Annotated in this window: 16 protein-coding genes; 8 read left to right on the top strand and 8 right to left on the bottom strand. The window is 60.2% G+C overall.

Annotation, left to right across the window (positions count from 1 at the left end; translation table 11 throughout):
* Both FE851_RS27430 and FE851_RS25380 read right to left on the bottom strand, forming a co-directional pair.
* Positions 1-175, bottom strand: a 175-nt coding sequence (locus FE851_RS27430) for a conjugal transfer protein TraD (RefSeq protein ID WP_145206913.1), incomplete at its 3' end; no start/stop codon positions are given.
* A gap of 22 nt (positions 176-197) precedes the next feature.
* Complete coding sequence (locus FE851_RS25380) at positions 198-446, bottom strand: conjugal transfer protein TraD (protein WP_030092294.1); 249 nt, start codon at positions 444-446, stop codon at positions 198-200.
* 250 nt (positions 447-696) lie between these two features.
* On the opposite strand from FE851_RS25380, the gene traA reads away from it, so the two are divergent.
* From traA to FE851_RS25360, 4 genes are read left to right on the top strand one after another with little or no spacing between them, the layout of a single operon-like run.
* Entirely contained in the window at positions 697-3,786 is a 3,090-nt protein-coding gene (traA, locus tag FE851_RS25375; protein WP_145206912.1) for a Ti-type conjugative transfer relaxase TraA, read from the top strand.
* A 9-nt stretch (positions 3,787-3,795) separates the two neighbouring features.
* Positions 3,796-4,497 (top strand): DUF6118 family protein, encoded by a 702-nt coding sequence (locus tag FE851_RS25370; RefSeq protein WP_021238843.1) that lies wholly within the window; start codon positions 3,796-3,798, stop codon positions 4,495-4,497.
* 2 nt (positions 4,498-4,499) lie between these two features.
* A complete protein-coding gene (locus FE851_RS25365) occupies positions 4,500-4,895 on the top strand; it encodes a hypothetical protein (RefSeq protein ID WP_030092288.1) in 396 nt (131 codons plus the stop codon).
* Between the two features lie 50 nt (positions 4,896-4,945).
* Positions 4,946-5,218, top strand: a complete 273-nt coding sequence (locus FE851_RS25360) for a WGR domain-containing protein (protein WP_021238845.1) — start codon at positions 4,946-4,948, stop codon at positions 5,216-5,218.
* A 62-nt stretch (positions 5,219-5,280) separates the two neighbouring features.
* On the opposite strand, the gene FE851_RS25355 is transcribed toward FE851_RS25360, so the two are convergent.
* Together FE851_RS25355 and FE851_RS25350 are read right to left on the bottom strand one after the other, a co-directional pair.
* Complete coding sequence (locus FE851_RS25355) at positions 5,281-5,559, bottom strand: BrnA antitoxin family protein (RefSeq protein ID WP_021317602.1); 279 nt, start codon at positions 5,557-5,559, stop codon at positions 5,281-5,283.
* 191 nt (positions 5,560-5,750) lie between these two features.
* Positions 5,751-11,462 carry an autotransporter domain-containing protein gene (locus FE851_RS25350; protein ID WP_145206911.1) on the bottom strand — a complete coding sequence of 1,904 codons (5,712 nt, stop codon included), beginning with the start codon at positions 11,460-11,462 and terminating at the stop codon, positions 5,751-5,753.
* Positions 11,463-12,336: 874 nt separating this feature from the next.
* Between FE851_RS25350 and FE851_RS26575 the strand changes: the two genes are divergently transcribed.
* The 4 genes from FE851_RS26575 (at position 12,337) to FE851_RS25320 (ending at position 14,667) form a co-directional block, all read left to right on the top strand.
* Positions 12,337-13,245, top strand: coding sequence for a recombinase family protein (locus FE851_RS26575; RefSeq protein WP_021317600.1), 909 nt, complete (start codon positions 12,337-12,339; stop codon positions 13,243-13,245).
* Positions 13,242-13,640: a HEPN domain-containing protein gene (locus FE851_RS25330; RefSeq protein ID WP_221214802.1), complete on the top strand. Its 399-nt coding sequence runs from the start codon at positions 13,242-13,244 to the stop codon at positions 13,638-13,640. Before FE851_RS26575 ends, FE851_RS25330 begins: the two co-directional genes overlap by 4 nt.
* Before the next feature lie 78 nt (positions 13,641-13,718).
* Positions 13,719-14,387, top strand: a complete 669-nt coding sequence (locus FE851_RS25325) for a ParA family protein (RefSeq protein ID WP_066564817.1) — start codon at positions 13,719-13,721, stop codon at positions 14,385-14,387.
* On the top strand, positions 14,380-14,667 hold the full coding sequence (locus tag FE851_RS25320; RefSeq protein ID WP_021238836.1) for a ribbon-helix-helix domain-containing protein: 288 nt from the start codon (positions 14,380-14,382) through the stop codon (positions 14,665-14,667). Before FE851_RS25325 ends, FE851_RS25320 begins: the two co-directional genes overlap by 8 nt.
* Before the next feature lie 32 nt (positions 14,668-14,699).
* On the opposite strand, the gene FE851_RS25315 is transcribed toward FE851_RS25320, so the two are convergent.
* The 4 genes from FE851_RS25315 to FE851_RS25300 all read right to left on the bottom strand — a co-directional run.
* Entirely contained in the window at positions 14,700-15,755 is a 1,056-nt protein-coding gene (locus FE851_RS25315; RefSeq protein ID WP_030092293.1) for a replication initiator protein A, read from the bottom strand.
* A gap of 477 nt (positions 15,756-16,232) precedes the next feature.
* A complete protein-coding gene (locus FE851_RS25310; RefSeq protein ID WP_006961816.1) occupies positions 16,233-17,099 on the bottom strand; it encodes a recombinase family protein in 867 nt (288 codons plus the stop codon).
* 142 nt (positions 17,100-17,241) lie between these two features.
* A complete protein-coding gene (locus tag FE851_RS25305) occupies positions 17,242-20,151 on the bottom strand; it encodes a Tn3 family transposase (protein WP_006961814.1) in 2,910 nt (969 codons plus the stop codon).
* A 295-nt stretch (positions 20,152-20,446) separates the two neighbouring features.
* Positions 20,447-20,613 (bottom strand): conjugal transfer protein TraD (locus FE851_RS25300; RefSeq protein ID WP_145206909.1); only part of this gene is annotated, 167 nt, incomplete at its 5' end.

The following is a 20,613-nucleotide window of genomic DNA, read 5'->3' as shown; positions in this document are numbered from 1 at the left end:
CGTAGAGGGTGGCGCGATCGTCGTCGGCGAGATCGACCAGGCCGGCTTTCTGGACGAGGCCGCCCAGTTCTATGAGATGGCGGGTTCGTTCGCGGCGTTGCACGACCCATCCTCTCGTATCGGTGCGGCGCGCGGCGGCTTCAACGCGGCGTAGCGCTTGCCCGGTTCGCGCCATCGCCTTGGCGGTCGCCGCGACATTATCCGCGAGCTTTCTTCCCGCGCCGCTGAAAGAAGGCGGAACCTTTCGCGCGCCACGCCTCCTTTTCTTCCGTGCTGGCCGATTCCACAGCGGCAAGCAGTGCGCCCGCCAGCGTATCGAGATCGAGCGCATCGGCTCCGGTGGACGTGACAAGCTCGCCAAGCTGCTGGACCTTCTTCACCTTCAACGCCCTGGCCTTGTCGCCAAGGGCTTTCAGCTCCGCGTCATAGTCGCGCGTTTTGCGCATCATTCTCTCCCTCGTGCCCGAAAACTGAAGCCGCAGGATAGCATGATCGCGCGCGCGAGGAACCGTTCCGAACAAAAAATGCGGCGAAGTCAATCACAGGAACGACAGGNAGGATAGCATGATCGCGCGCGCGAGGAACCGTTCCGAACAAAAAATGCGGCGAAGTCAATCACAGGAACGACAGGGAGTGTGAGTGCGCGCTTATACGTCGTTGCCGACGTGCGCTAAGAAAGGCAGTATAGCGGCCGTCATGGCGATCTACCATTTCTCAGCCAAGGTCATCAGCCGCGCCAATGGATCGAGCGCGGTTGCATCGGCCGCCTATCGTTCGGCGTCCGAGCTGCACGATGACCGACTCGGGCGTATCCAAGATTTCTCGAACAAGGCCGGTGTCGTCCATTCGGAAATCATGCTGCCCGAGGGTGCGCCGGAGCGTTTAAACGATCGCGCGACCTTGTGGAACGAGGTCGAGGCCGGCGAGAAACGCAAGGACGCGCAGCTTGCCCGCGAGGTTGAGTTTTCAATTCCGCGCGAAATGAATCAGGCGCAGGGCGTCGAGCTGGCGCGCGATTTCGTGAACAAGCAGTTCGTCGAACGCGGCATGGTCGCGGACCTCAATGTGCATTGGGACATGGGCAAGGACGGCCAGCCCAAGCCGCACGCGCACGTCATGCTGTCGATGCGCGAGGTAGGGCCGGAGGGGTTCGGCCAGAAGGTGCGCGAGTGGAACAGCGCCGAGCTTTTGAAAGGGTGGCGCGAGGCATGGGCCGATCATGTCAACGAACGGCTTGCGTCGCTCGATATTGATGCGCGGATCGACCATCGCACATTAGCGGCGCAGGGGATCGAGCTTGAGCCGCAGCACAAGATCGGGCCGGCAGCATCGCGGATGCCCGAACAGGGGCTTGAGGCCGAGCGGGTCGAGGACCATGCCCGGATCGCGCGCGCGAATGGCGAGAAGATCATTGCCGAGCCGGGGATCGCATTGGACGCGATCACGCGGCAACAGGCGACGTTCACCACCCGCGACCTGGCGATGTTCGTCCATCGGCACAGCGACGGCAAGGACCAGTTCGATTCCGCTATGAGCGCGGTGAAGGCGTCGCCCGAGCTGGTGGGGCTGGGGCAGGACGGGAAAGGGCAGGAGCGGTTCACCTCGCGCGAGATGATCGCGGTCGAGCAGCGGCTTGAGCGGGCCGCTGACAGGCTTGCAGAGCGGGGAGGGCATGGTCTCCCGGCAGCGGCCGTTAGGGGGGTGGCCGCTACCGGGAGTGATAGCCTGGTGCTGGGAACCCAGCAGGAAGCCGCGTTGGCGCATATCACCAGCCGGAACGATCTTTCAATCGTGGTCGGCTATGCCGGCACCGGCAAGTCGGCCATGCTGGGCGTGGCGCGCGACGAATGGGAGCGCGCCGGCTACACGGTGCGCGGTGCCGCCCTGTCGGGGATCGCGGCCGAGGGGCTGGAAGGCGGATCGGGCATCGCCTCGCGCACGATCGCCAGCCTCGAATATCAGTGGGGGCAGGGCCGCGAGCAGCTCGGGCCGCGCGACGTGCTGGTGATCGACGAGGCCGGGATGATCGGCACGCGCCAGATGGAGCGCGTGCTTGGCGAAGCCGAACGGGCCGGGGCCAAGGTCGTGCTTGTCGGCGATGCCGAGCAGTTGCAGGCGATCGAGGCGGGTGCCGCGTTCCGGGCGCTGGCCGAGCGGCACGGTGCCGCCGAGATCAGCGAGATACGCCGACAGCATGAGGATTGGCAGAAGGACGCCACGCGGGCGCTGGCGACCGGCAGGACCGGCGAGGCGATCCATGCCTATGAGCGTCATGGGATGGTCGAGGCGGCCGACACGCGCGAGCAGGCGCGTGCCGAGCTGGTGGACGGTTGGGACGCGCAGCGCCTTGCCGATCCGGACAAGAGCCGGATCATCCTCACCCACACCAATGCCGAGGTTCGCGATTTGAACCTGGCCGCGCGCGCACGCTTGCGTGACTCGGCTGCGCTTGGTCCCGACGTGGAGGTGAAGGCCGAGCGGGGCGCGCGGGAGTTCGCCAGCGGCGACCGCATCATGTTCCTCAAGAACGAGCGCGGGCTTGGGGTGAAGAACGGCACGCTGGGTAAGGTCGAGCGGGTTACGCCAGAGCATATGGCGGTCCGGCTCGACGACGGTCGATCGGTCGCGTTCGACCTGAAAGACTATGCCCATGTCGATCATGGCTATGCGGCGACCATCCATAAATCGCAGGGCGTGACGGTCGATCGGGCGCACGTCCTCGCCACCCCCGGCATGGACCGCCATTCGGCTTATGTCGGCTTGTCGCGACACCGTGACGGGGTGCAGCTCCATTACGGGCGCGACGACTTCGCCGATCAGCGCCAGCTTGTCCGCACCCTGTCGCGCGAGCGGTCGAAGGATATGGCGTCGGATTATCCGATGTATCGGGACCGCGACGCCGAGGTTCGTGACTTCGCCGATCGGCGCGGGTTGTCGGGCGAGATCCGCTTGCCGGATGCGCCCGAGAGGCAGGGGGTCGAGATCTTTGCGCCTCGCCGTGGATATTCGCGCGAAGTGCGTGAGGATCCACGGCCGATCAGCCGCGGCGATCAGGAGGCGAAGGCCGCGGGTGAGCGTCAGCCGCGGCGGGGCATGTTCGACGGATTCAAGCCGAAGCCGATCGAGCGACCCGCGCCGGGGCGTGTCCAGGGCGAGAAACCCAAGCGCGGCATGTTCGACGGGTTGAAGCTCGACGCGACGCCGGCGACGCCTTCGCCCGCGCGGGCCGATCGCGGCGAGGACCGCGCCTTCGCGCGCGCTGTCGAGCGGACCTCGCGCTCGGCCGAGGTGGTGTTGCAGGCGCGGGCATCGGGTGCGCCGATCCTTGAGCATCAGAAGGTCGCGCTCGAGCGCGCGATCCATGCGCTCGATACGCTCCGGCCGGGGGCTTCGGACGATATGACGGAGGCGATGAAGCGCAATCCTGAATTGCTGCGCGAAGCGGCGGCGGGGCGCAGCGGCCCGATGATCGAGGCGATGGCCCGAGAAGCCCGCGTGCGCGTCGATCCGGCTTTGCGCGCCGATCGGTTCGTGGAACGCTGGCAGGGCCTCAGCGCCGATCGGGACCGCCTCTATCGCGCCGGCGACATGTCGGGCCGGGAAAAGGCGGGGCAGGAAATGGCGGGCATAGCGAAAAGCCTTGAGCGCGATCCCCAGGTTGAATCGCTCCTGCGCGGCCGTAGTCGCGAGTTGGGGCTTGAGAGGGGCATCAACCAGAGCCGTGAGCTTGCCCGCGAGCTGACCCGCGATTTGGGGCTCGGCAGGGGCTTGGGGATGAGCCGGTAAGGAGAGGATATGGACGACGACCGCGAAGACATGGGCGAGGATGACGCGGCGCGGGCATTCGCCCAGCTTGGCCGCGAGGTGTCGTTGCTGCGCAGTGCCATCGAGGGACTGACGGCCGCGCGCGAGTCCATCGAGATACCCGATTATCAGCCGACGCTTGAGCGCACGGAGAAAATATTGGTGGCGCTCGCCCAGCGGATCGATCCCATCGCCAAAAGTCCGCTATTGTCGATGACCCCGGATTCCATGACGAGCCAGATCGCGACGGCGGCGAGCGGCGCGCGCCGCGAGGACGCGCGGCTTGTCGCCGAGGCACGCGCAGGGCTGGACAAGGCCGCCCGCGAGATCGGCAACCGGCTAGCATCCGCGCGCCGGGGCGACGAGCAGAACCGCTGGCTGGTGTGGGCCGGATTGGGCGGCGTGGTGTTGGGGATGTTGCTCTACGCCCTGGCGCAAATACCGCTCGCGCTTCTCGCGCCGACAAGCTGGCGCTGGCCCGAGCGCCTGGCGACGCGCGTTCTGGACGAGGGTAGCCCGTGGGAAGCAGGGCAACACCTGATGCAGACGGCCGCGCCCGAGAGCTGGGGCGTGATCGTCGCGGCGGCACCGCTCGCGGATGGCAACCGCGAGGCTATTCAGACGTGCCGCGAGAAGGCCGCCAAGGCCAAGAAGGCGGTGCGCTGCACGATCGACGTGAAGGCGGCGCAATAGGCATGGAGGTTTCGACCGAATTGGACCGAAATACTTTGGTGGCCTTGCTCGACCGGATGATACGCGCCGAGGCGCTTGGCGATGCCCCGCCCCAGGCCGAACGGGGCGACTGGATGTTCGGCAGCGTCGATCCCACCGAGTTCACCGAACCCGATGAGCATGGCTGGATGGCGATAGTACCGTCCTCCCTGCCCAGGATATGGATACCGCGCGCGCTGTGCTTCTGGCGCATGGTGGTGTCGATCGGTGGCACGATCAGCTTGGAGCAACTGGCGCATCCCGCCCATTCGTTGGCGCGATGGCCGGCGATCGAGCAGGCCGTGCGGTCGTATCTGGCGATTTCCGCCCCCGATCTCATCCTCATTGATTCAGCGCGTGAATCAGCGACGCGCCATTGAGTCAGATAAGTCGTCGGACTTCGCAAAGCTGATTTTGTAGGCTCCGCGCCATGTTCGGCGCGAACCTTCCTCTGCCTGATCCGATCGAGCTGGTGGCGCTCGACCCGGCCCGCAACATTCGCCGGCGCTACAGCATCACCGCCAGCCTCGACCTCTTTGGCATGATCGTCGTCGAAACCCGCTGGGGGCGGATCGGCGCGCGCGGTCAGGCGCAGGCCCGAGCCTTCGCCGATCGCGCGGCGGCCGAGCGGCATATCGCCGCGACCCTGAGCCGGCGCGATACCGCCGAGAGCCGGATCGGCGTCGCCTACCGTCCGCTATAGGCATCTCTAGCATTGACTTCGCCTCCCCCTGCAGGCGGAGGAATAAGGCACTTTGGAAGCGATCAGGCGCGAGTTTCCGTGATATAGAGACGAAGCACGCGATTGATCTCGGTCTGGTATCCTCGACCTTCCGCGTGATCCTTAAACCAGGCCACGACATCGGCGTCGAGCCGAAGCGTGACCGGCTTCTTGACGGGCTTGTAAAGGCCAGGTCGGCGCGCATGCAGCCAAGCCTCAGGGGAAGTCTCATGAGTATCGACAGTATCGATCTGATCATCCGGCAGTGAAGCCAGCTTGTTGAGTTGATCCTGCAACGCGGCCTCAAGGGGTTTCTTGCTCATATCGTCGTCTCTCGTGCTTTGTTACCTTGCAGGCGCTGACGATCGGGTTAAAAATCACCGTTTGGCTTTCGCTAAGCGTTGCTCAGCGTACCATCTATGGCCTTTCCTCGGATATTTAAGAACAAGGGGACGGAAGCGAGCTTCCATCCCCTTGGGTAACATCTACGTTAGTTCATTTTGGTCTTTGGGGGTCAGAACCGGACGTTGATGCCACCACGCGCTTCGGCACCCTTCTGAGAGCCACCGAAATTGAGACCGCCTTGGACAAAGACGCCGATGCGTTCTTTGAACAGTGCGCTGATTCCGCCGTCAATGGAGCCGAAGCCCTTCGGATCGACACCCTTCAGAGTGAATGGGCTTCCACCCGTCGCGAAGGCAAATTCACGGCTGCTGCCGACATCCCCCTGGAAGGTGTAGCTCAGCTTGCCGAAGGGACGGATGGAGACGTCGCCGCCATTGGACAGTTCTGCACCCAGGCGAACGCCCAGTTCAGGCACGAATACTGTCTTGGAGTCGCGTCCGGCAGTCAGGCCGATACCTGCTCCACCCTGTTCGGTGAAGCCACCCAGCGTCCAGTGACGTAGCGCCAGCTTGCCAAAGGGCAGGACAGTGACGCCCGAACCGGCCAGCACGTCATAACCCAGTTCGACATTGCCGTCCCACTGGCGACCCTTGAAGGATGCCGTGATCGTGCGATCAAGCACGGTCAGATCGCGGGTGACGTCGAAGTTGGAAAAGCCATAGACGAACTGTGCACCGGCCTGGATCGGTCCAAAGACATGCTTCCAGTTGACGCCGAGCGAGTAGGTCTTGGCTTTCGCCGTTTCTGGGGTGCCGCGAGCGGCAATGTCGTGTTCAGCATAGGCGAAGCCGATACCGAAGGTGCCATTGTCCGCATAACCCAGGTTCAGGCCGATCGCTCCGCCATAGCTGTTGTCACGAATCTTCGATGCGCCCGAATTCGTGTCGCCATAGCGGGCGAAGCGACCAACCGGATTGATCCACACGCCGTTGCTGCCAATGGCTGCTGCGGTCTCGAACGATTCGGTCAGGGCTGAATTCTGCTCGATCGCCGCCAGCGAACCATAGATTTCCGCCGATGACAGTTCATTGAACACCTGCGCCGCGCCCGCTTGGCTGAGACGCCAGTCGAGACCCGAGATGATGTTCGCGGCATCCTGCACCAGGCCGATCTCGCTCACCGTGGTGAATACCGATCCGCCATTGGCGTCGTCACTGATCTTCTGGACGATCGTTGGGATCAGCGCATCCAGTGCATTGGCGGCCGATACGGCATTGGGGTTAGTCGCCGCAGTAGCGTAACCGACACGTTTGGCGACGATCTTGACGGTCTTGGTCGCGTCATCCTTCTGCAGATCGAAGCTTACAAAGGGTGAACTGATCGACTGGTTGACAGTCGCGCTCACAGCGCTGTCCGTATCGCCATAGGTGAACAGCGTATAGCCATCTCCCGCCGAATAGATTGCATCCTTAGTCACATCGACCAGCACCTTGCCGCTCAGAGTGACCTTGCCCGTCACGTCGATACGCGAGGGGGTGGACTGAGCGGAGAAGCCATTGGCCGGCGTGGTGAAGAAGGGCACGGTCGCCCCTGCTTCGATCGGCCCAAGCACTTCGCTGCCGCCATTGGCCGTGCCGACCGACACCGGAGCGAAACGCACCAGTGACGGGCTCACCCCGACCACAGTCGTGCCCGTGTCCGACTGGCTATAGTCGCCATTCAGTACAACATGCACGCCAGAGATCGTTTCCACGCCTGCAGAGGTGATGCTGCCTCCGACAAGGCCACCGTCGATCAACGTCCGGCGACCGAAGACCAGTGAGCCGCCATCGACGACAATGTTACCCTGAATACCGATATAGGCACCATCTGCGTCGGTTGGGTCATAGGCAGGTCCCGTGATCTGCAATTCACCAGCACTAACGTTGATTGACCCGACATCGGCACTCCAGCGATTGAGGTCTACAGAATCCTCAATATAGGGGGCAAGATCGAGAACGAAAGTGCCCGCATCGGCCTTATTGACGCTGTTGACGCCCAGAATACGTACTGCACCGGTGCTATAAGTACCGAAGCCAAGTTCCTGTGCTTCCTTCGGCAGCACTGCTTCGGGAGTGTAGGTGGGTGAAGTCGGGGTTTTGAGGTTGAGGACATCAGCCCCCAGGAAACCCGATCCGTTGAGGTTCAGGACCGTATCGGTCAGGAATGCACCCGTTTCAGCGTCACGCTGGCCGACGATGTTGCCCAGTGTGACCGACCCGGCATTCAGGTTGACCGTTGCCTTCACGTCACTCGTCTTGATGTCTGGGGCGTCATCCCTACCGAAGGGGTCGGTAATAGTCGCATCGCCGACATAGACGCCGCCGCCCAGGAAGTTATTCTGGTCGAACGTATAGGTTTGCGCTGTCAGTGCTTCGGCAGGCGTGACCGTCTGGGTGGTGGTGGTGACGGTATCGATTTGGGTTTGGCTGTGATTATCGATTGATTGGCCCAACACCACCGTGCCCGCAATGCCGCCGCCATTGGTAAGGATGCCGGTCGCACCAGCGACATAGACATCGCCCCCGATCAGCGCGCCTGCGGCGTTGGTGACCGTCGCCGCGCCACCGATGCCGGTATATGCATTGGTGGTTTCGTCCTGGCGTAGGCCGACATTGTTGAGGTTGGTGCTCTTCGAGGTCGATGACACTACCGAATGCAGGGTATCGGCAATGACAGACCCCTCGATCATACCGGCATTGCTGACCGTGGCCGTCTTGTCGCCATCGGCATAGACGCTGCCGCCGATCTCGCTCTTGGTGCCGACCGCTACATTAGCGTCACCGCCAGCCAAGGTTGTGGCGTAAGACGCGCTGTTTTCGGTTGCTTCACCGGCGCTATTGTAGAGCGTGGTCGCTTCGCTGGCCGAGTTGGTGAAGTGGCTGTAGGCTTCAACGTTGCCATTTACTTTGGAACCATTGGCAATCGTCGCTGTGGCGGAGGAGAGGCCGGTTGCATAGACCGAACCGGATACCCCAATCTTGTCAGCCTTTTGCAGATCGCTGGCCGTATCGACCAGGATCGAAGCTGCGCCGCCGACATTGTTGCTGGTGGAACTGCTCACTTGCTTGGACACCTTGGGTACCAGCGAACCAAAGCTGGTCGAACCGGAAGCCGCTACCTTGCCCGCATAGTCAGTCGTGCTGCTAGACTGATAGTCGTTGCCATAGGCTGCCGTGGCGACAGCGTCCCCGCCGATAGTGCCGGTGACGGTGGTCGTCGCCTTTCCGCGCGTGGTGGAGCTTTCCGCGTTGCCAGCCACGGTTCCGGCGACTGCTACAGTTGCATCACCTACATCGGCGCTGGTGGCATAGCTGGAGGTGTATTTGTCGGAAGCTGTTGCTGTGCCCTCCGCCGGAACGCGCGTGAAGCTTCGCTCCTGTTTGGTGGTATAGTCAGTGCCATCCGCATTGGCATAAACGCCGCCAAAAGGATTGTCAGCGCTGCTGCCGACCACGCCGCCCTTGGCAACCGTGACGCTTGCGCCCGTTTGGCCATAGGCATTGACATTGCCAGACAGCGTGGCGGCCTTGCCCGTGGCCGCAACATCGACGGTGGAGGCACCGCCGACCGAATTGTAGCCGTAGTCATCAGTTCGCGCCAGACTGTCTGTGCGCGCTACGCTGGACGTGATCGTCTGCGATGCCGTCTGGGTGGAAGCACTGCTGACATCAGTACCCGATGCGCTCGAATATATCCCGCCTTCGACGGTGCCCGAAAGGGTGACACCGCTGTTGCCGGTGGCATAGGAGGACAGCGAAGGCACTACTCCGGCCTCGCCCTCAGCCAGCTTGCCGCTGACGGTGACGCTGCTGTCGCCACCTGCATTGGTGGTGGACGAAGAACTGGACGCGCTGGTCAGGCTGCGCGTGCCGTTGCCGCCCGACAAAACCTCAACCGATTTGCTTTCGCTGTTCGACTGGCTGTTCGCCGAGCCGGCTTGCGACGTCAGGCTACCATAAATTACGCCGGAAACGGTCGCGCTGCTCGCCTGGTCGGCGAGTTGGTTTACCGATCCATTGCCGTTGACGCCGAAATTCAGCGTGCCGTTGGCATTGGCATAAGTGCCGGTGACATTGCCGCCGGTGTGTGTCGTGACGGTCGTGGATTTGTCTTCGACAGAGGTCGTTACGACATCCAGCGCGGGCGGCGTCGCGATCGCGGTCGAAACCTTGGTCGTGTTGCTGCTGGTCGTCGCGTTGTCCGTGCCTTGACTGACCAAGCTGGTCGAACCGAATACAACACCGTCGTTGTTGTAAGTCACGTCACCACCCGCGCTCAGCGAGACATTGCCCTGCACTTGCCCACCAACTTCGTTGACGAAGCTGGCGGTGCCAGTGGTGGTTGCGCTGCGTGAGGTCGATTCGCTCTGGCTGGTTGTCTCGATCAGCGTAGCGCTGGTCGTGGTGCTACTGCCGACCTTGCCGCTGGAATTTGTCAGAGACCGGCGCGACGTGCCTGTGACATTGCCCTTGATCGTCCCGGCATTGTTCAGAACGACGCTATTGTCCCCGATGGCTGTGAAGTTGCCATCGACCGTCCCGGTCGCGCCGACCGCGCCGGTAGCGGCGCCGCCCGCCCCAACATTAGTGTCGCTATAGGTGTAGCCCGTGGGGGTCGAAGCATAATCATAGGCATTATTTGTAGCAGTCGAAGTAAGACTGACATTCCCGTCAACCGTGCCGTCGATCACTGTCGATGCGCTGCCTTGGCCATTTACGCTGACCGAACCTCCGACGCTGCCATCTTCGCCGACAGAAACGTCGGCGGCTTTGCCAACGGCAGTGCTGGTGGTTTTTGTTGAACCGCTGACCGGGACGGCGCCATCGACGACGCTGATATCCGTGTAGGTGGTAGAAGTGCCGTTCGAACTGGCATTCACATTGCCCGCAACCGCACCATCAATGGTTGCGCTGGCACCCCCGATGCCGGTCGCGCTGACAAGGGCCACATCGCCGTCACCGCCGACAGTTACATTGGCCGATCCGCCCCCGCGCGTGACGTCGTTGCGGACGGTGGTGGTGGTTACAGTGCCGCTGGTCACTGCATTGCTGCCGCCCACCGTTTCGGTCACGCCGCCGGCCGACGCGATGACATTGCGCGCCTTGGCGGAAACGGTCACTTCCGCGCCATTCAGGCCGGTCGCGTTCAGATTGCCGCGTACGCTGTCTTCAGCATCCGCCGCATCGCCGGCCTGCACAATGCTGGCTTTCCCACCAGCAAAGCTGGTCTTTGTAACGCCATCAACTGGCGCAGCGGCGGTATCCACCGTGATCGAGCTTGCCACGACATTACCCGACCGCACCGCGCCCGCAGCCGATGTCGTGATCGACACATTGCCCTGACCCGATGCCGTGATGCCGTTATAGATTTCGCCGCCATTAGTGATGGAGGCATCGCCGCCGAAGCCAACGGTGCGCAGCCCACCAGCGATCAGGCCGTTATTGGTGCCTTTGAAGCTGTTCGCTGCACCAGCCGCCGCACGGCCGTTGAAGATTGCGCCTGCGCCATCGGTCACTGAACCAGTCGCTGCATCGACCGCGCCGATCTTGCCATCGCTCAGAAATTCAATCTTGCCATCGCCTTGACCGGTGTTGGGATTCAGCACGATCGAATCGCCCAACACGACACCGGCTGACGGCACCGTCAGCTTTAGATTTGCGTCGTCGGGGGCCGTGATTGCAGTCACGATCGCCGCATTCACGGTGGTACCGGGCACCGACGTCGCGGGTGCGACTGGAGCGGGCACGCTGACATCACGCGCTTGTGCGGCGGAAGCCGCCATAAAAGCGACCGGAATAGCTGTCGAAATAAGCAGCGATTTTTGGAAATTCTTGAGCATGTTTCTACCATTTCCTTAGTGTTCTCAGGCGGCATAAAATGCCGCGCCCATTCGCTAATATTTAGCGGAGGGCGATCTGAGTTTTTTAAAATATGTGATTAGTTGGCGGTTGCAGCCATATAAATATTGGTCACGACATCAATTCCCCCCGGAAACCTAAATGATTGCACGCGACTGCATAGCTACGATATGATCGTAGCTTCGCCGTCAATTTGCGGGTGTATTGACATAAATGGCAATCACAACAGCTATCGACTGCAAAAAATGCATGTAAATAGTTCTAATGGTTGCGCGGAATTACAAATATTGTAACTGGCTGCTGGCTGCTGGCTGCTGGCTGCTGGCTGCTGGCTGTTTGGCGGCATCTTTGGGGGGTATTGCAGAGACTTTAGTTGTCTTTGGCGGGTCGCAAATATTCCTGTAATTTACAGGGTTACCGCAAATGACCAACATAGATAATTTCAATATAATTGAAGCTAGCAAAAGTTTTAAAAAAAAAATACGGAATAGATCTCCTTAGGGAAGAGGCTAAAATTCTCATTCTTTTGGAAAAGCACGGCGGGCTTTCTACAAAAAATCTAATGAGTTTTCTAAATATATCAAACAGGGGGTTTTATTTAAAAATAAAATCCTTAACTGAAGAAGGGAAAATATATACTGAGGAATGCAAAACAGACAGAAGAGTTAAAATAATAAAGATAAAAAATTAAATTAATTAATAATATGAGGTTGGCACGCCAAATTTTATTGAGTGAGGTTTGCTTGATCCAAAAATCACAAGTTTTGCATAAGTCGGAAAACCACCTAAATCTGCGGCTCTCGGGTATGCGAAAGATATTTGCATAAAGAAGGGCATTTCGGTTATAGTTTGGGCATGACCATTTATGGCTATGCCCGCGTCTCAACAGACGGCCAGACTCTCGATGCACAGCGAGCGGCACTTGTCGCCGCTGGGGCTGCGAAGGTGTTCCACGAAACCGCGAGTGGCATAAAGAGCGATCGCAAGGAGCTGGCGAAGGCGCTCAAGGTGCTGGGAGCAGGGGATACGCTGATCGTTACCCGTCTCGACCGACTGGCGCGCTCAACGCGCGATCTGCTCAACATTCTCGACACGGTGGCAAGGGCAGGGGCGTTGTTCCGCTCGCTCGGTGATCCGTGGGCCGATACCACAACCCCACATGGCCGCTTAATGCTGACGGTGCTGGGCGGGCTGGCCGAGTTTGAGCGCGAGCTGATCGTTACGCGGACAGGGGAGGGGCGCGCCCGCGCCGTGGCGCGCGGACAGCATATGGGACGCCCGCCAATGCTCACCGCCCATCAACGCACCGAAGCCCTGCGCGCGCTGGCCGATGGCAGCGCAACGCAAGCGGATCTCGCGCGCCGGTTCAACGTCAGCCAAAGCACCATATCCCGCCTTGGGAACAAGCTCATCCCCGCAAAGGCCCAACCACCATTGGATTCGGATACTGAGCGCGCAGCGCGGGTGTTCATGAGCCGCATATCAGGCCGCTACGCCGTTGATCGCGCCATTCTGTTCGGAAGCCGCGCCCGTCGCACACACAACGCGACAAGTGACGCTGATATTGCCGTGGTGCTGAAAGGCGAACACGGCAAACGGTCAACCACGGCAATCGACATGGCGGGCATCGCGTTCGACGTAATGCTGGAAACCGGAATCCTGGTCGAAGCCCTGCCGCTGTGGGGCGACGAAATGGAAAACCCTGAACAATTCAGCAATCCCGCCCTGATCCGCACGATCCAGCGTGAAGGGGTAGCCCTGTGAGCAAGCCCGTCACACCGGCATCCTATATGCGGAAGGCGGCTCAAGCCTTGGCAAGCGCGCATCAATTGCTTGCCGGTGGTGATGCTGATGGCGCTTGTAACCGCGCTTATTATGCCATGTTCGACGCCGCTCACGCGGCGCTCCGTTCTGCCAACGTCGCGGAAACCGCTTCCGCTACCAAAACCCATAGAGGATTGATTGCGGCCTTCGGTCAGCATCTTGTCCTTGGCGGACACGTCGCGTCAGAACTCGGCAGTTCGCTTAACAAGGTCGAGCGTCTCCGCCTGCTCGCTGATTACACGGGTGATCCTGTCAGCGACGATGACGCCGTATGGGCAGTCGGGCAGGCTGATATTTTCGTTGCGGCAATCCGCGATGCATTCGGCATCGCGTAGCCGCCTGCTTTCCTGAATGTTGACGCGCCGCTTCAAATCGGCAAACTATCAATAATTCATCCCTGAAAGTTTGCAAACATGAAAATTATCACGATTGCAGCGCAGAAAGGCGGTGCAGGAAAAACAACCCTGGCCGTTAATCTAGCTGTTGCCGCCCAGGCCGGAGGGATCAAAACTGCTCTGATCGACCTCGATCCGCAGGAAAGCGCAACCGCGTGGAGCGAGAGGCGAACAGCTGAACTGCCCCACGTCGAACCATTAAGCGCCCGTAGATTATCTCCCTGGATCAATGCAGCTGAAGCCGAAGGCTTTGCGCTGGCGATCATCGACACACCGCCTGCGGCAGGCGCAGAAGCAGCAGAGGCCGTGCAGCGTTCGGATATGGTTTTGATACCATGCCGACCTTCCCTGATCGACCTAGAGGCAATCAAACGCACCGCGCAGCTTATCACAGCGACCGGCAAGCAGGCCTTCGTCGTCCTGAATGGCGCACCGCCAACCGCCACTGCCTTGTTAGACGATGCTCGCACGTTGGCCGAGGCAACCGGCTTACAGGTTGCCCGCGCGGTAATCCGTGAGCGTAGTAGCTTTCGAGCTGCGTGGCCGTATGGCCTAGGCGTGATTGAGCATGAGCCGGAAGGGAAGGCCGCATTAGAGATTGCAGCTTTGCGAGATTTCATATTTGAATATTTGCAAATTATCAAACCGTCACATGTGAAGACGAAAGGTAAGGCTGCACATGGCTAGAAAATCCCTATTATCCGCCGCTATCGAGCGGCCGCAGGCCGAGGCTAACGAAAACACTATCCCGCAGCCTGTGGCAGATGCTGTACGGGCAGAGGCCAAGCGACCTAACAGTAACGCAGGCAAGTATCACTTGGGCGGCTATTTCGATCAGGATGATCCGACCGCTGAAGCCTTCCGCGTATTGGCTGCAAAGACCCGCCGCAAACAACAAGACTTATTGGGGGAGGCAATCAGCGACCTTGTGGCGAAGTATGATGCGCGAGCTAAATTCGGGTCATGACAAAACGCATCCGCGATCCCATGCTGGCACTGCTAGCGCAATGGATTACGTTCGTGTCGCTTTTTGCACCAGCCTAGAAAGGCAGCATCCGCATTCTTGAGGGGTTGCTGCCCCTTGTCATCCCAGAAGGCGAGATAATCACCCTTGAGCGCGTAAACATCATATCCTGGCGCGACCGTGCGGGCCTTTTCCAGGGCCTGGTTGGAGATCATAGGGAACAGCGTTTCTTGGGGCAGGGCCTTTCCCGCGCGGGGCGTGAAAGTCACCTGATCGCGGGTGTTGTCAAAGCTCAGCGCATAGTCCGGAAAATGACCATGGGCATCGTCCTGGTCCACAATTGTCTTGATGAGACGCCGAAACTCAAAGTCGGTCGATTTGGACCCGCATTTGCGTTGCAGCGTATCCAGACCGAATTTGACAGCTTTGCCCGGCCACCCGCAATGCTTGCGGGCAATCTCGTATAGCCGCCTTTCCAGCGGCTTCCGTAGCCGAAAATATTGGCGGTTCAGGGTCAGCACTTCATTGGAACGGATCGCGTTGAACACCCAATCCGATAGCCGCACCTCGACCTCTTGCATCCGGCCTTCTCGCGTTTCGCGCATGATCCTCACACGATCGATCAGGCTGAAAATATCCAGCGCCTCAGTCCCACCAGTCAGGATATTGGTTTCAATTTGCGTTCCCTGAAGGCGTTTAAAGGCGCTGCGTAGCTGCTCATAGCCCCGGCCATCAGTTCCCCGATTGGTCGCCACCAATAGGTCATAGGCCTTGAAGCGCACGACCTGGTTGACTGGCTGTCCGGAGTTTAGCGCCGCCATGAGCTGGCTGATGCAATAGATCAGCACATCCCGGTCGTGAACTGTCGCCAGCCCCAGCTCGCCGGGAGACACGCGAACGAAGGTGGAGCCGTTGCGATATTCCCGCGCGGTCAGATCAGGCTTGGTGGAGATGCTGAATAAGGGATGCTCCATCGAGGCCATGTCCCCTTTGGGAGCGGCATCGAAAACGTCGCATACGAAAAAGTCCTGCTGAGGATAACGATCCGGTAGGAGAGGGGAGCGATCATCTGGATTCGTGTTATCACCCATAGCTGATACCTATCGTGTTTTCACCCATGGACCAATAGGCTTCGTGCTTTCACCCATTGAGCTGTGGACAACCCCTGTTTTCCTTTCGTGTTATCACCCATGATCTTTCGTGTTATCACCCATGATCTTTCGTGTTATCACCCATGAGAGTATTTTATAACTAACTGATTCAAAACAGAAAATCGGCACTTTATTTCAGCGTAACACAGATTCTAACACAATATAACACAAGGGCATTTTGGGAAAGCGAGGTGCGTTCCCCCACAGTAAAGCAAGGCAAGCGGAATTGGCCTAACGGCCAATGCGCTGTTTGGTGCGTGACGGCGATGCCGTCACAGGGCGACCTGCGGTCGCTGGGCTTCCGAGGGGGAAGTGGGGCGGGCGCAGCGTCCAATCGGACCCTAGCGCCTAGTGGGCCCAGTCGGCCCGAAGCTGCGATTTTGGCCATGTTGAAGAACAAAGATTGAACATGGCGATCTACCAGGCTCGCTCTTGTCCTCCAATCTCGTAAACATCGGTCTCGATCGAGCACCTGTAGCTCTCTGCGATGTTGAACATCTCTGTCTGGAGAGATGCGATCTCATCATCGAGGCTGACGCCATCGGCACCCTGATCATAGGCGACGGTCAGCGTGTAATCGCAGTTCCCGGTCTTTTGCATCTGGTAATCCCGCTCCAGCATCGCCTCAATGCGCTCGCGAGCGGGCTTTCTGCCACGACCATGCTTGTTGAAGTTCTCGATGGTCAGATGCAGGGCGATGGTGACAGAAGGCGGCTTTTCCGGCAGCCCGATCCTTGAAGGAATGACGTCAAGCGCCCGATAGACGGTCATTCTTGAGATCTTGAGGTCGCGCGCGACGCTGGCCTTGCTCGCGCCGGCGGTGATCCGGCGTCGGATTTCATCGTCATCGATGTTTTTCTTCCGGCCTTTGTAGACGCCTTCGGCGCGCGCCGCCTCGATCCCGGCGCGCTGCCGGTCCTTGATGAACGTCAGTTCCATGTCCGCGACCATGCCCAGAATGGTGATCACCATCCGCCCCATGCTTCCGGCCGTCGTCACCTCCGGCTCAAGCACCCGCAATGAGGCTCCCTTCTGGTCGAGTTCATGAACCAGATTGAGAACATCGCGTGTGGAGCGACCGAGCCGATCGAGACGCAGGACGACGAGTTCGTCATCGGCGCGCAGGAACTGCATGATCGTCTCAAGCTCCGTGCGTCCAGTGCGCGATGCGCCCGAGCCTGTTTCGGAGCGGAGGATTTCACAGCCCGCTGCCTTCAACCGGGCAACCTGGATGTCGAGATCCTGGTCGATGGTGCTGACGCGGGCGTAGCCGACGCGGGTCATGGGCAAATCCGTCACATTAGGGTGGCTTTGCCCTCGTACAGTAACATTGGTGACGGAACCACCCTTTTGTGACATGTCGTATATGTCACTTCCGATCGTCACGTTCGGGTGCACCCAAATGGTGCGAGCGGAAAGGCCCCGGTCAGGCAGCAAGCCGCCCAAAATCGATCCGGCTATTCAGATCGAGGTCGAAGCGGCCATAAGGATTGACGTGGCTGTAAATCAGCGGTGTGAGGCCGCGATAATCATCCGGCGTCATCCGGCCCGTCCATTTCGGTTCCACCAGCACGCTCTGAAGCATTCGGGTGTTCACATAGACAAGCGACGCTTGCAGCAAATGTAGCGCCAGGACCGAGAGCTGCTGCTCATCGATGCGGTTAGTGGCGATCTCGCCGCCCTTGCCGAAGAAAACGAACCCATTGGCACTGTTCCAGTTTTCAACGACATTCAGGCCTTCATGAATTTCGCGGCGGAAGGACTCCTCGCGCAGATACCGGCACAGGAAGATCGTCTTGACCGCGCGGCCCAGCTCACTCAACGCCTTGTAGGTCGGGTGCATCACCTCGGAGCGGCTAAACCGGCGCAGGATCGCCTCCGGGTCGGCGGTTTTTGTCTGCATCGCGGCTGCATATTTGACCATCTCGTCATATTGCTGCTCGATCTCATCCCAGTTGATCGGACTGGAGAGGATCGGCTGCAAGTGGGGAAGCCGCGTTCGCATGCCGACATCGGGAAGAGCCAGCTTCTGGCGAGCGATCGCTTTCAGGCGGGGTGCAAGCTCAAATCCGAGAAGCCGGCAAAATGCAAAGCCAACCGCGCTTTGGCCATGACTATCAACATATTGTCGCTGGATTTCCATGTCGGTGCAATGGCGCAGCACGCCCTCGATCATGGAGGCGACCTCGGAGGAAGAGCAGCGCTTGAGCTGGGAATAGACGCATGTCGCGCGTCGTTCGACATGCCAGTAGATCATGACGCCCCGTCCACCATAACGCGCATGCCATTCCGTCATCAGGTTGCGATCCCAGGCTCCGAACTTTGTGGAATCTGACGCACAGGCCGTGCCGGCGTCCCCCCAGACTGCAGCATTGCGGATTGCCAGGGTCGCATTCGCAACCCTGGCACACGCCTCCTTGAGCGCCGCGGCATGAACGAAGCGGCGATGGACATGCAGCAGCTCTTCATAGCTGACATCGGGGGTGGCGCCGGCGATCCGCTTGAGCCCGGCATTCGTTCCCAGGCCGTAGAGGCATAGCAGGAGACGTTGATCCAGCGCGGTTTTCGGCAGTGCAACACGCGAGGCCGATGTTTCGAACGCTTCGAGAAGTCCCGTATCAAGGGCAGCCTCCTTCAGTACGTCGAGCAGCCCGGTCATCGGCCAGCGTTGGCCGATCTCGGTCTTGATCGAGGCGAGACCCCTGGGTTCGGGCAAGGGTTTGAACGGGGTGAGAGATATACGGTTCTCGCCGCGCCACAGCAGCCGAACCTTGTCGTTCCGGGGAATATTGGCATTGAGGAGCAACAGTTCCTGAGCAAGCTCTTCCCGGATGGCGCTTGAAAATGCACGCGCATCCGCCGTCAGGTTCAATCCTGTGTAATATGCTTCTCGCCGCGCATCGAAGTCCTTGGGAAGATCGTCATCGGGATTGCGGTATCGGTCCGCCCCGACAACCCAGATTTCCTTAGAACGGATGCGATCGCGCAGTTGCGCGAGGACACAAAGCTCATAACTGATCCGGTTTACGCGCCCCTCTTCATCAATGACGGAACTGCGCCATCTCGCCGGAATGACCTCGTCGACCGGCACTGCGTGCGGCGGCACGTAGCGGCATCCATCATCCACTTTGCTTCTGATCCAGTCCAGGGCCGCCAGCACCGGACGCCACACGGCGTTGTTCGACCGGAACTCCAGTGCCGAAAGCAGGCTTGGCAGCATACGGCGATAATGATTGGCCCATGACCTCCGCATCACCTTGTAGATCCGCCGATCCAAGGCGCCCTTTGCCTGGCTTTCCTTGATGATCGCCGCCAGTTTGTCCTTGCCGGCGATTGGGAAAATGACATCGCAGATGCGCCCGGATGGATCGTCGATCGAAGCGCTGGCAATCTCGACCAGGAGTCGCTCCTTGCCATAGACCCGCTCGATGTCTTTCGCGATATCGCCCACCACCTTGCGTTTCGAGCGCGATCCGATCTTATGGACCGTCTCGATCAGCAGGTCGACCATCGCATCCGTAAGCTGAGCTTCCCGCGCCATCAGATAAACGGCATAGAGCCCGAGCTGGCGCGCCGGTACATGCCGGCGCATCTCCGAGGCTTTCTCGCCGGCAACCCGGCGAACGATCTGATCGACCCATGCCTTGCCCGTGACCGATAGGAAATCTCGGGGAAGAGCAAGCCGTTGGATAAAGGCGAGTTTGGCGGTCACGCCAAGAATGTTTTCGAGCGTCGCCTGACCTGCATCCCCCTTCATCGTGTTGAAGCCGGTCGGGCCATCGGGATCGGCGAGCGAGGCTTCCAGCAAGGCGACCGCATCCGGCGCAAGCCGATCGCGGACTCGGGCCAACAGGGCCTCCAGATAGAGGTGTCGTTGCGAACGGACGAGGCGTTCCAGCTCCTTGCGCGACGGCCCATAGATACGGCGGTCGCGGCACCACAGGAAAACATGCTCGAGCATGGCATTGATCGGCTGCCCGCCCGCACAAAGATCGTCGGAAATCCACCTCGACAACGCCCTGCGATCCGTCTGCGTCATACGGCGGAACCCGAGATGCCGCAAAATCTCCGCGCAATGCCGGCGGGCGGTGCGCCCGGAAAAATCATAGTGGTTCACGGATTTGGCATCGAGACCAAGTTGCTCCGCCAGATACAAGACACCGTCGGAGGGTATCGACGCATGATCCGGCACAAAGAAGCCATGCCCGGCGAAAAATCTAAGCTGAACCGCCAATCCCAGTCGTGCCGTCTCCGCTTTGCCGGTCACGAACGCGATGTCCGAAAAACTCAGGCTCCAGGAGCCGATCAGATCCCCACTCGAAACGCCAAGGCTCATAACGCCGCTCCCTTATCGGAGCGGAACGTCGTTCCTCGCATGGGCGATCGTCAACAACAACCAGCCCGTTCCCGACGTGTTCTCCAAGATGACCAAAATCGCAGCTTCGGGCCGACTGGGCCTTGTGGAGGGGGCAGGGGCCGGCCAGGAGGCGAGGATTGGGCCTTCTCCCTTCCGCTGCACCCTTAGTTCCGATCGCGTGCCCTGTGGCCGCTCAGCCGGGAGCGCATGGCCGCTGTCGTCGTCGGTCAGCGCCCACATATCCTTGCCCGCGAAGCACCAGACCGAAACAGCGTCATCCGTCATTGTCCAACCTCTCAGGCGAGACCGCCTCCGCATCGAACGCCCGCTTGCCGCGCCGCTTCCAGAGCGCCAGCACGTCGCCGGCATCATCGCCTCGGGCGCGGGCCGCGCAATCCAGTAGAGCGCCGTAGAGGGTGGCGCGATCGTCGTCGGCGAGAT

Origin of the sequence: Sphingobium sp. B2 (assembly GCF_007693735.1) — a bacterium.
Classification (GTDB): Bacteria; Pseudomonadota; Alphaproteobacteria; order Sphingomonadales; family Sphingomonadaceae; genus Sphingobium; species Sphingobium xenophagum.
The sequence above is the reverse complement of the archived record's forward strand: the minus strand, read 5'-3'. Positions and strand labels throughout refer to the sequence as shown.